Origin of the sequence: Methanobrevibacter sp., assembly GCF_045114555.1 — an archaeon.
In the GTDB taxonomy this organism is placed as follows: domain Archaea; phylum Methanobacteriota; class Methanobacteria; order Methanobacteriales; family Methanobacteriaceae; genus Methanobrevibacter.
Map to the genome: position 1 here is coordinate 41,142 of NZ_JBGUKT010000002.1, position 11,851 is coordinate 52,992.

Sequence of the window (11,851 nt, forward strand, 5' to 3'; positions counted from 1 at the left end):
GAAAAGAAATTATAATTATATTAATTTTTTTTATTTTATTTAGCAAGAGTGGTAGAATGGAAATTCTAAAATATGATAAGGAAACTGCAAATGATTTAATCAAAAGATCACAGGCAGATATCAGTGAAGTCCTGAATATAGTTTCAGACATCTTAAAGGATGTTAAGGAAAACCAGGATGAAGCTGTAAAAAGATACACTGCAAAGTTTGATAAGGCAGAATTGGATGATTTGCAGGTTTCAAAAGATGAAATCAAAGAAGCTTACGATAATTTGGATAAAAATCTTATTGAAGCGCTTAAAAGAGCATCTGCAAACATTGAAAAATTCCATAAGGCCCAAATTCCAGAAGAATGGTTTATGGAAGTAAACACTGGAATTACTGCTGGACAGATTATAAGGCCAATCAATAGTGTTGGCTGTTACATTCCAGGAGGAAGAGCTGCTTATCCTTCTTCCATTTTAATGGAAGTGATTCCTGCAAAAATAGCAGGAGTGGAAAGAATCATTTGCTGCACTCCTCCAGGAGCTGATGGAAAAATCATGGATGCTATATTAGTGGCTGCAGACTTGGCTGGAGCAGACGAAATCTACAAATGCGGTGGATCTCAAGCTATTGCAGCAATGGCTTATGGAACTGAGTCAATTGAAAAGGTTGAAAAGATAGTGGGCCCTGGAAACGTATTTGTTACTGGAGCCAAAAAGCTTGTTTACGGTGATGTTGATATAGAATTCCCTGCAGGTCCTTCTGAAGTGTTGATCTTGTGTGACAATACTGCAATTCCAGAGTATCTTGCTCATGACTTCCTATCTCAAGCAGAGCATGACCCTAATGCATCATGCTTCTTGGTAACTGATGATGAGGAAATAGCTGACAATGCAAAAGATTTGATTGAAGAATTTGCAAAAGAAGCAGAAAGACGTGAAATCATTGAAGAATCCTTAGAAAAGCATGGACACATAATCCTTTGTGAAAATATGGAGGATGCTATTGACTTTACTAATACCTATGCTCCTGAGCATTTAATCATAAGCACAGCAGATGACAAGGCAGTTCTAGATAAAATTAAAAATGCAGGATCCATTTTCCTAGGCAAATATTCTCCAGTTGCTGCTGGAGATTACGGTTCTGGAACAAACCATGTTTTGCCAACTGGTGGTGGAGCAAAAATGTATTCCGGACTTTCAACTGAAGCATTCCTTAAGAAACCTACTGTTCAGACCCTTACAAGGGAAGGAATCGAGGAACTTTCTAAAACAGTTATCCCAATAGCCGAATATGAAGGATTCTATGCACATGCAAATTCAGTGAAAGTGAGATTGGATAAAAAATAATGCTAAAAAAACTAAGTTTAAATAAATTAAAGAAATAATATAATTATTATAATTAAAGCAATTATTATGTTTATTATAATTAAAAATCTATTATAATTAAAAATTAACAAAATTAAATTGTAAATATAATCGAGGCGATTAACGTGGATTATTTATTAGGCGACTTAAGAAGAACTCATTATTCAAAAGATGTAAACCCAGATATCAGTGGGGAAGAAGTCCTTATTATGGGTTGGGTACATGAAATAAGAGATTTAGGTGGAATCATCTTTGTAATCATCAGAGACAGAGATGGATTAGTGCAAATAACTGCACCAAGTAAAAAGGTAGATGCAAGCATCTTAGATGATTTAAGAGCACTCAGAAAAGAATCTGTAGTGGCTATTAAAGGTACAGTGCAAGATGCAGGAAAAGCACCAAATGGTGTAGAAATCATTCCAGCTGAAGTCATTATCCTTAACCCTGCTAAACAGCCATTGCCAATGGACCCTACCGAAAAGGTAAAGGCTGAAATCGATACCAGATTAAACTCAAGATTCTTGGATTTAAGAAAAGCAAATGTCAGCTCTATCTTCAAGATAAAAGCTAACATGTTCAAAACCGTTCGTGACTATTTCTACGAACAGGGCATGATTGAAATCAACACTCCTAAGCTTGTAGCTTCCGCTACTGAAGGAGGAACTGAACTTTTCCCAATCACTTACTTTGAAAAAGAAGCATTCCTCGGCCAATCTCCACAATTATACAAACAGATGATGATGGGTGCTGGATTTGACAAAGTATTTGAAATCGGCCAAATCTTCAGAGCTGAAGAGCACGACACCTTAAGACACTTGAACGAAGCTGTCTCCATTGACTGTGAAATCTCATTTGCAGATGATGTTGATGTAATGAAAGTATTGGATGGAATGATCACTGCAGTTCTCAAATCAACTAAGAAAAACTGTGCAAAAGAATTGGAAATCTTGGAATACGACTTAAGCGCTATTCCTGAAGGACCATTCCCAGAAGTCAAATACGACGATGCTGTAGACATAATCAATTCCAAGGGAATCGATATGGAATGGGGAGAAGACTTATCCAGAGAAGCTGAAAAAGCTTTAGGAGATACTCAAGAAGGTTTCTACTTCTTAACCGATTGGCCATCAGCTATCAAACCATTCTATGCAATGCCTTACGAAGACACTCCAGAAATCAGTCATGCTTTCGACTTGATGTACAAAAACCTTGAAATCTCATCAGGTTCCACAAGGGTTCACCAATATGACCTCTTAGTTAAACAAATGGTTGAAAGAGACTTAAACCCAGATGGATTCGGAAGCTACTTGAAAGCATTCGAATATGGTATGGCTCCTCACGCTGGTTGGGGTGTAGGTGCTGACAGATTAGCTATGGTATTAACCGGTGTTGAGAACATTAGGGAAACTGTACTCTTCCCAAGAGACAGACACAGATTAACTCCATAAGTTAATGGAAATTAATAAAATATTAATTAAAATAAAAATTAATTGAAAAAGAATAAGTAAGGAATTAACTTGATTTTCCTTATTTATTTTACTTATTTAAAATTAAAAGAACTATTTTTATACTTATTTTACTTATTTTAAACTAACTATTTTAAAACGAAAACTTTAATAAAATGAATTCAAGGTAATAATATGCAGGAATACAAGGTAGCAATTATAGGAGGAGGGCCAGCAGGAATGATGGCTGCAATAAAGGCAGCGCAAATCTTAGGCCCAAAAACCGTATGCATAATAGAAAAGAATGATAGCTTAGGCAAAAAGCTTCTCATGACCGGAGGTGGAAGATGCAACATTGCAAACAGCACACCTATCCATGATCAATTGAACTATTACAATAAGAACAAGAACTTCTTAAAACATGCATTATACACATTGCCTCAAGACAAATTGCTTGAAATATTTGAAGAGAAAGACCTTGAATTCCACATTGAGGACAAAAAGAGAATCTTCCCAGACAGTGAAGATGCCCAAGATATTTTAGATGTTTTGGAGGAATATCTTGAAGAACTGGAAGTGGATATACATACCAATTGTCCAATAAATGCAAATGATATTGAACATGAATTAAATGAAAGTATGGAACCGGTATTCTTAATAGAAAATGAAAAACTATCATTAAATGCATCAAAGATCATAGTATCTACAGGAGGCATCACATATCCTTCTACAGGTTCCACTGGAGATGGATATCGGATTGCTTCAAGGATGAATCATACAATCACTGACATCAAGCCGGGACTTGTTTCATTCAATGTAGATGACTTTTTGCTTAGAAGCTTAAGCGGACTTACCTTAAGTGATGTGGAACTTTCATTTAAGGATAAGAAGAAAAAAATAAGCGTTAGAGGAGATGCATTGATAAGCCATTTTGGATTGACTGGCCCTGCTGTTATTGACTTAAGCAATTTATTGATTGAAAAGTCCAAGTTTACAATACTGGATGATAACTTGAATCAAAAGGATGATGATGATGAAATTGAAAGCCTTGAATTGTTTAGCAATAAGATCAGTATCGATTTTAGTCCAGACATGACTGAAGAAGAGATAAAGGACCAAATCACCAAAGACACCCCTGACAATGGTAAAATGGCTATTAAGAATTATATGAAAAAGTTCCTGCCAACTAATTTCATTGATTATTTCCTAATGAAAATCAATATCAGCCCTAGCAAAACAATGGCTAACATCACTAAAAAGGATAAGAATAAAATAGCTGAGAACCTTAAGCGACATCCTATTGAAATAGAGTCATTGGAAATTGATCTTGCAAAGGTTACCATTGGAGGAGTGAAGTCAAAAGAGATTGAGTCCAAAACACTTCAATCAAGATTTGTGGATGGATTGTACTTTGCAGGAGAAGTTCTTGAAATGGCCGGACCTACTGGAGGATATAACTTGCAGATAGCATTTTCTACAGGTTACTTGGCAGGTCAGGAAGCTGCAAACAGTTTAAAATAAAACATTTGTTTTTTTACCTATTTTTATAATTATTTAATTTTAAAAAAAAAGACATTTCTATTTTATTAATTTATATAAAATTATTTTTTTAAAAAGAGCATATTCTATTTTATTAATTTATATAAAATTATTTTTTTCAAAAGAAGTATTTTCTATTTTTATTGATTTTTAATTTTAAATAATAAAAATATAGAATTAAAAAAGTAAATATAACAATTGTTAAAAATAAAAAAATTTAAAAAAAAATATAATTGTATAAATTATTAAAATTTATACAATACTTTCAAATCCTTTTGTTGCGAGTAAACGTGCAAAAGAACCTTTTGGAGTCATAACAATATTACCTTTGTTATACTCATCCATAGCTGCTTTAACCATGGTTTCTTTTTTATCAGGATCTTTAGCAGCGGTAGAAAGTGCTTTAACCAATACCATTACAGCATCTGCTCTGTTCATGGTTCCAGTTACACCACCATTACCTTTGTATCCGTTATAATTATCGTTTTCACGAATAATGTCAGTAGCACTAAGGTTAGTTACTTCACCATCAACTTCAAGTGGTCTTACGGAATCAATGATATTGTCTAAACCTTCATCATAGATAACAACTACAGCATCTATGTGTGTTCCATTACGCGCTTCAACAATTTCTTTTGCATATTCCATACCCTGTTCAACACCATTCCAGAGACAATCGTGGAAACGCATATTGCCTCCCAGATTTCCAGGAGCCGGTTGGGTTGGGTGCACCATTCCACCAGGATAGAACGGATCATAGCTCTTCAAATGTCCATTTTCTAAACGGACAATGAATGCCATATCACATCCTCCATTTGGCTGTTCGTATTTATCTGCTGCAAGGATAAGAACAGTCTTGTTTTCAGCAGCTAAATCAGGACCCCCTATGAAAAAGCTCCCTATAACAACTAATAACCAAATAAGAATTACAGAAAGAATTGCTATAATAAGTTTTTGTCGTCTATTCATAATTTATTCCTTCCTTAATAAAATAATCAAATTTATAAATTTAAATCATTATAATATATTACTTTTATATTTTATAAATGTATTTGTAAAAAGTATCATTAAAAAAGATAAAATTAAATTAAAATAGAAAAAATAGAAAAGATTTGAAAAATAAAAAAATTATAAAAATTATATCTTATCGCTCCAAAGGCTAAACTCCTTTATTTGAGGCGGAATTCCTTGGTCTCCACAGGATTCAAGCCATCCTTCACTGGACTCGAATTCCTCATCATAATCCACACTGTTTACAAAGTCTATCAATCCTTGATTCCTTATCAAGACATCCCTTGGCTTTAATGTAGAAGACCAAATATAAAAGACCTTAAATACAGTATCTGGATGATATCCCCCTCCTAAATCTATAGAGAGAACATCACACCGATCAATTGATTTAGCAACCTGCTCCAAGGTTTCGTGAAGTCTCACATCTCCACTGATGAATGTAAAATTATCATTGTATCTTGAAAGCTTTTCCATAGGTTCAAGAGCTTCTGGACTGTTGTCTATGCTTATTAATCGTCCAGTAGTCAATTTGTATAAGATTATTTCACTTGACTTGCCTACATGAGCACCTAATTCAACAACATTGTCTGTCTTTTCCAAAACTTCCCTTAAATGTTGCCTATAGACTTTCATATCATAACTGAGCTTTATCACTAATATCACCCCATTGATTAATCATGACTCATTATACGAATTCCTTCAGTATCCATCTTATAGAATTCAAATTCATTGTAGTATTTCGCTTCCAACTTAAGCTTTTGATCTTCATTTGCAATTGCAAATACAGTGTTTCCTAACATTGCCATTGAACTTCCAAGGACCTTTCCATGGAGTTTATGAACGATTTCCAATAGCTCATCATTTATCAGATGAGTTCTTTTGGCAAATGAAAGTGAAGCCTTCATGAACTTCTTGATTGTTTCCTCTTCATTGAATTCACTGTCAACAGCTACATTGAACTTATTCTTGAATTTGGAACCGATGACTATTCCATCATCTTTCTTATTGAATTCCTCTCCAATTTCCAATCCAACTTGTGTAATTATCTTCTTATGCTTTGGGTCTTCTATGATTGAAGCTGTAGATATTTCTCCCAATGACTTTGTTATTACATAGAAATCTGATTTCAAGACTTCAAAAACTCCAAAACCTGTTTTTTCATGTGGAACAATTGATTTTGCCTCACCATAACCTGGAGCCCCAGGTTTTGTTCTGAGAACTATTCCCTTTGAAAGCTCTCCAATCACATCTCCAAGACCAGTTCCAAGAGCCACTTCAGCCAAATGTGCATACTTACCGCATTCTTCTATAGACAATCCTAAATTAAAGTGCTCATTTATGCAAATGGCAGTGCCAATAGCTGATGCAGCGGATGTTCCAAACCCGCAACCTATTGGAACTTGAATTGTTTGCTTAATAAGGACATTATCCAAGTCAAACCCCAAGTCCTTTTTCATAAGCTCTATGGTCTTAAGAATAATTACCTCATTGTATTCATCTTTCTTTCCATTTATTGAAATAGAGAACTCCCCACATTCGCCTATTTCAGTAATTACACCCTTATCCAATAGCACTCCTGCACCTAAAGATCCTTTCAACAATGGGTCTTCATTATCAATAATGCTGAAGAAGCCGGTGATATGAGATGGAACAAATACAGAAATCATTTTAACACTCTACTTGACAATTAAATAATAAGTTTATAAATTATAAGAATATAAATATTAAACATTAAATATATAATTCTATTTAATTAATATAAATTAGATTTTTAACATTTATAAAAGTTTATAATTATAAAATATTCAAAATAAAAATAAAAATTATATTTATAATTATATTATTTTACTCGAAGGAGAGATATTATTGAATTATAAAAGAATTGATTTACATATGCACAGCTTATTCAGTGATGGAGAGCTTTTGCCATCTGAACTTGCAAGAAGAGCACTTGTTCTTGGACATGAAGCAATAGCTATTACTGACCATGTTGATTATTCAAACATCAACACCATTCCGGAAATCAGCGCTGCAATTGATGACATAAACAATAACTGGGACATTACAGTTGTCTTAGGTGCTGAAATCACTCACGCTCCTGTAGAATCCATTCCAGACCTTGCAGATAAGGCTCGTGAATTAGGTGCAAAGATTGTTGTTGTTCACGGTGAAACATTGAATGAACCTGTTGTGGAAGGAACTAACTTTGCTGCAGTAAACTGTAAGGAAATCGATATTTTAGGCCATCCTGGACTCATTACCCGTGAAGAGGCAGAACTTGCTAAAAAAAATGATGTCGCTTTGGAAATCAGCGCAAGAAAAGGCCACTGTTTAGGAAACGGCCATGTAGCAAACATTGCAAGAGAAGTTGGAAATGATCTTTTAATCGATACAGACACCCATTCCCCTGACAATTTAATTACATTTGAAAGAGCAATGGAAATAGGATTAGGAGCTGGAATGACAAAAGAAGAAGTTATGAAAGCTACCGTTGATAATCCTAGAAAAATCTTAAAAAGAAATGGAATAAACCTTTAGTTATTCCATTCATTACTTTTTTTTACTTATTAAAAAATTAAATAAAATTAAATAAAAATAATCTTTTTTTAAAAAATAGTGTTTAATATCCATTTAAATATTTTTTTTGTGTTTTAAATATTATTTATGTTCCTTGACTTTTTTGCTTTCCTTATTGTTGCAGCAACCAAAGAAGAAATTTCTAATTTTCTTGACTTCAGACTTGTTTTCCTTTTTTACCCTTTCGTCTCTTTCATGCATTTTTCTTCTTGCTTCAGCCATATTTCCCATATTTTCACCTGCTAAAATAATTATATACAAAAATAAATTGTTAAAAAATAAAAAATCTTGATAAAAATAAAATCAAAAAATAGTAAAATCATCAACCAGCAACAAAAAAGAATGAATCCTTTTTGTTTGCCAATTAATCGAATTCCAAAAAATTATTTGGAAATTAAAACTTTTTTAATATAACTCTAAATTTGAGATTTGATTTGAGCGATATTGGAAAACTAATTAGTGAATTTATTCTGGATGTGTGTTTGATTTGATTGAAATTTTGAAGATAATTATTTTTCCATGTAATGTTTTGTTGTTAGAGCATATTTGCAAAAAGTTCTAAAGTTTGGAACTATAAGATCATTTCCAAAAATCATCTTCTGAAAGAAACAACTTTTGGATCTCTTTTTCTTTCTCGTTTAGTCGGTTTAATCTGCTTCTTGCCACAAATTCCACTTTTGGTTCTTCCCAATATTTCACCTCCGAGAATTAAAGACAAAAGTACTAAAATTTTAAGGACTTGTTTTTATTTGGAGTGATTAATGACAGTATTCTTTTACTTGTAGGCGAATCCTTAAAATTTAGGTGTACCTAAATATCTTTAATTATAGTTTGTTTTCATCATATATAAATGTTTAGGTATACCTAAATATTTGTATATATACAAAATGTTTGTAAATATACAAACAGTTATATACTATAAGAACAAATATTAATATAGATATTTGGGACAACTCCAGCGTCGAAAATCGAAACTGGAGTAAAATGAATACTATCGAAATCCAAAGAAAAAATGACCCTGAATATCTCCAAAAAAGTTAGAATGTACTAATTAGCCTGATTAGAGACATTTAAACTAAAATGCATCAATTGTATTTGCAATTGATTAAGTGGTTGAACGAAATGATTAATTTTTTAAATTAGTCAAAAACAAAAAAATAAGCAATTTTAAAAAAAAAATGTGTTTTAGCAAGGAATTAAACTAAAATCATTCGACAAAACATTGCTTCAATCTATATTTCAAATCAAATCAAAAAAAGAAAAACAAATCGCACAAATCGAAAAAACAAAAATTAGAGGTGGAAATATCAAGATACGAAAAATAAAACCTCAATTTGAAAAGCAAAATTTCAAAAACAAGTAGGAGCAAACAAAGAAGAAATGATTTGTTTGCTTTTACATTATTTTATTTATTAATTTTTATTATTTTTATTAGATTCTTTTTTTACTAATCTTTTTTACAATTTTCTTATTTTACAAGAATAGCTATTTTAAAAAATCTAAAAAAACTTATTTTAAAACCTTGTATTCCATAACAAAGTCCTTTCCTAAAGGATAATACTTTTCCAATTTCAATGGAATAGCTTCCTTCATATAATCGAATCCTTCACCATCGAAGAAAGTTTTGGAATCCTTTCCTCCAACAATCATAGGAGCTATGCAGATTTTAACCTCATCAATCAAATTTTCCTTAATCATTGAAAAGTTAAGTGTGGATCCTCCTTCAAGCATAAGGGTTTCAATTCCTTCAGAATGCAAATGCTCCATAAATTCAGCTAAATCAACTGATTCCTTAGAGGAATAGAAAACATTCACTCTTTTGGAAAGCTCTTTTGCTCTCTTGACTGCCTCTTCATCGCAATCAGGATTATTCTCATCACAAATGCTGCTTACAGCAATGATTGTTTCAGCATCATCATTCAATATCCTAAAGTCAAGTGGAGTCCTTGCCTTATTGTCAACTACAACACGAATTGGATTATCCTCTTTTTTTGCATTTATCTTATGAACGGTAAGCCTTGGGTCATCTGCAAGAACTGTTCCAATTCCAACCATGATTCCATCAACTTCCTTTCGGATTTCATGAACACGTTCAAGATCTTCTTTTCCTGAAATTTCAGAACTTCCTGTTTTTGTAGCTATTTTTCCATCCAATGTCATGGCTGCATTAAGTATAACATAAGGCTTCATTTTATCATACCCTTAGGTCCAATAATAGAATAATTAGAATTAAATAATTTTTACAACTATCAATTTAATCAATCGTTCATTCAAAATTATATGTCGAATACATATCTTGCATTCTTTTCAGTTTGTATAGATACATCATCCACACTAATTTCATGGAGTTCAGCTAGTTTTTCAACTGCAAGTGCAACATTTGCAGGTTCATTTCTTTCATCCTTGGTCATTGCCAAATATGGGCTGTCAGTTTCAGTCAAGATTCTTTCAATAGGGATTTCCTTGAATAAGTCCTGATGCCTTTGACTATAGCATACCATAGTAGAACAGCTTAAGTAATGGTCTTCCATATCCAAAATCTTTCTGGCTGTTTTTAGGCTACCCCCGTAACAATGATAGATCACCTTAGGAATATCATCATAATCCTTTAACAAATTGAATATCTTCTTTTCACAGTCTCTTCCGTGAATGAGCAATGGTTTCTTATATTCATTTGCAATTTCAATGAATCCAGTGAATATTTCCTGTTGTCTGGCTCTCAATGATTTATCAGTACAATAGAAGAAATCCATTCCAACTTCACCAACTGCCAATATCTCATCAAGATGCTCAATCATCTGATTATGTGCAGCATCTATTTCCTCTTGAGGAGAGTTCTGGGATGATACCGGATGGAATCCAAAGGTTGGATAAACGAATCCTTCATACTCCTTAGAAAGAGCCAATGCCTTTGCATTGCTTTCCAAACCATATCCTGAATTGATGACAGCATTGAGCTTTTCCTTAGCTCTGGATATGACATTATCCCTATCTTCATCAAACTCATCAAAATCTATATGACAATGTGTGTCTATCATAATAATCACAATCAATAAAACAATGATAAAAATAAAATAATTATGTTAAAAAAAGATAAAAAGAGAAATAAATTTTAAGTTTTTAAAGTATTATACTCCAAAACGCCTATCTCTTTCCTGATAGTCTCTAATGGCTCTTAAATAGTCAACCTTTCTTAACTCTGGCCATAAGCTATCGCAGAAATAAAGCTCTGAATAGGAAGATTGCCATAAAAGGAATCCACTAAGTCTTTCTTCACCACTGGTCCTTATGATAAGGCTCGGATCTTCAAGCCCTGCAGTGTAAAGGTTTTTGCTGACCATTTCCTCATCGATATCGTCAATGGAAATCTCACCTGCTTCCACTTGCTTATAGATCTTCTTGATTGCATCAACGATTTCCAATCTTCCATCATAACCGATAGCCAAGTTGAAAAGTCTTTCATCATAGTCCTTTGTAGCCTCTTCAGCTTCCATAATAGCTTCTCTAACGCTATCCGGCAAGAGTTCAGTTCTTCCTACAACCTTAACTTTAACCTTATTCCTATGAATCTTTTCATGACTTACAATTCTCTTGAAATTCTTGACAAAGAGATTCATCAATCCTTCCACTTCATGTTCAGGCCTATTGAAGTTTTCAGTGGAAAAAGCATAAGCGGTAACTATTTCGATTCCTAAATCAATACTCCAATCAAGAACCTTTTCCAAGGTATCTACACCAATTTCGTGTCCCTTGATAACTTCCATATTTCCTTGAATCTTTGAGTATCTTCTATTACCATCCATGATAATAGCTACATGCTTTGGCATCCTTTCAGGATCCAATTCCTTTAAAAGACGCTTTTCATAGATACTGTATAAAAATTTTGGTGGCAAAACAATCCCCCATGATATTTTTTTTATTTTTTTA

General features: G+C 33.0%; 11 protein-coding genes. 4 read left to right on the top strand and 7 right to left on the bottom strand.

Features of this window, described 5'->3' with window-relative positions:
• Positions 1-56 precede the first annotated feature (56 nt).
• From hisD to ACJMLB_RS00220, 3 genes are all read left to right on the top strand, one after another.
• Positions 57-1,334, top strand: a complete 1,278-nt coding sequence (gene hisD / locus ACJMLB_RS00210) for a histidinol dehydrogenase (RefSeq protein WP_405322694.1) — start codon at positions 57-59, stop codon at positions 1,332-1,334.
• 143 nt (positions 1,335-1,477) lie between these two features.
• The gene (gene aspS, locus ACJMLB_RS00215) at positions 1,478-2,800 is read left to right on the top strand and encodes an aspartate--tRNA(Asn) ligase (protein ID WP_405322695.1); all 1,323 of its coding nucleotides are present in this window, start codon (positions 1,478-1,480) and stop codon (positions 2,798-2,800) included.
• A 192-nt stretch (positions 2,801-2,992) separates the two neighbouring features.
• Entirely contained in the window at positions 2,993-4,318 is a 1,326-nt protein-coding gene (locus ACJMLB_RS00220; RefSeq protein WP_405322696.1) for an NAD(P)/FAD-dependent oxidoreductase, read from the top strand.
• 270 nt (positions 4,319-4,588) lie between these two features.
• On the opposite strand, the gene ACJMLB_RS00225 is transcribed toward ACJMLB_RS00220, so the two are convergent.
• The 3 genes from ACJMLB_RS00225 to ACJMLB_RS00235 all read right to left on the bottom strand — a co-directional run bounded on the left by ACJMLB_RS00225 (position 4,589) and on the right by ACJMLB_RS00235 (position 7,014).
• Positions 4,589-5,305: a DUF4012 domain-containing protein gene (locus ACJMLB_RS00225; protein ID WP_405322699.1), complete on the bottom strand. Its 717-nt coding sequence runs from the start codon at positions 5,303-5,305 to the stop codon at positions 4,589-4,591.
• A gap of 168 nt (positions 5,306-5,473) precedes the next feature.
• Positions 5,474-6,001, bottom strand: a complete 528-nt coding sequence (locus tag ACJMLB_RS00230) for a class I SAM-dependent methyltransferase (RefSeq protein WP_405322700.1) — start codon at positions 5,999-6,001, stop codon at positions 5,474-5,476.
• Positions 6,002-6,018: 17 nt separating this feature from the next.
• Positions 6,019-7,014 carry a pantoate kinase gene (locus ACJMLB_RS00235; protein ID WP_405322701.1) on the bottom strand — a complete coding sequence of 332 codons (996 nt, stop codon included), beginning with the start codon at positions 7,012-7,014 and terminating at the stop codon, positions 6,019-6,021.
• Between the two features lie 199 nt (positions 7,015-7,213).
• On the opposite strand from ACJMLB_RS00235, the gene ACJMLB_RS00240 reads away from it, so the two are divergent.
• Positions 7,214-7,885, top strand: coding sequence for a histidinol phosphate phosphatase domain-containing protein (locus ACJMLB_RS00240; protein WP_405322702.1), 672 nt, complete (start codon positions 7,214-7,216; stop codon positions 7,883-7,885).
• A 120-nt stretch (positions 7,886-8,005) separates the two neighbouring features.
• Here ACJMLB_RS00240 and ACJMLB_RS00245 read toward each other — a convergent pair whose 3' ends face one another.
• The 4 genes from ACJMLB_RS00245 to uppS form a co-directional block, all read right to left on the bottom strand.
• Complete coding sequence (locus ACJMLB_RS00245; RefSeq protein WP_295605735.1) at positions 8,006-8,155, bottom strand: hypothetical protein; 150 nt, start codon at positions 8,153-8,155, stop codon at positions 8,006-8,008.
• Between the two features lie 1,278 nt (positions 8,156-9,433).
• Positions 9,434-10,114, bottom strand: a complete 681-nt coding sequence (locus ACJMLB_RS00250) for a 2,5-diamino-6-(ribosylamino)-4(3H)-pyrimidinone 5'-phosphate reductase (protein ID WP_405322703.1) — start codon at positions 10,112-10,114, stop codon at positions 9,434-9,436.
• Between the two features lie 86 nt (positions 10,115-10,200).
• Positions 10,201-10,962, bottom strand: a complete 762-nt coding sequence (locus tag ACJMLB_RS00255; RefSeq protein ID WP_405322704.1) for a TatD family hydrolase — start codon at positions 10,960-10,962, stop codon at positions 10,201-10,203.
• 90 nt (positions 10,963-11,052) lie between these two features.
• Positions 11,053-11,817, bottom strand: a complete 765-nt coding sequence (gene uppS, locus ACJMLB_RS00260; RefSeq protein WP_295606406.1) for a polyprenyl diphosphate synthase — start codon at positions 11,815-11,817, stop codon at positions 11,053-11,055.
• Positions 11,818-11,851: the final 34 nt, after the last annotated feature.

Excerpts from the sequence above, each read along its gene's own strand:
- ACJMLB_RS00250 (WP_405322703.1), bottom strand. The coding sequence starts at position 10,114 with ATGAAGCCTTATGTTATACTTAATGCAGCCATGACATTGGATGGAAAA.
- ACJMLB_RS00225 (WP_405322699.1), bottom strand. The coding sequence starts at position 5,305 with ATGAATAGACGACAAAAACTTATTATAGCAATTCTTTCTGTAATTCTT.
- hisD (WP_405322694.1), top strand. The coding sequence starts at position 57 with ATGGAAATTCTAAAATATGATAAGGAAACTGCAAATGATTTAATCAAA.
- ACJMLB_RS00235 (WP_405322701.1), bottom strand. The coding sequence starts at position 7,014 with ATGATTTCTGTATTTGTTCCATCTCATATCACCGGCTTCTTCAGCATT.
- ACJMLB_RS00245 (WP_295605735.1), bottom strand. The coding sequence starts at position 8,155 with ATGGGAAATATGGCTGAAGCAAGAAGAAAAATGCATGAAAGAGACGAA.
- ACJMLB_RS00220 (WP_405322696.1), top strand. The coding sequence starts at position 2,993 with ATGCAGGAATACAAGGTAGCAATTATAGGAGGAGGGCCAGCAGGAATG.
- ACJMLB_RS00255 (WP_405322704.1), bottom strand. The coding sequence starts at position 10,962 with ATGATAGACACACATTGTCATATAGATTTTGATGAGTTTGATGAAGAT.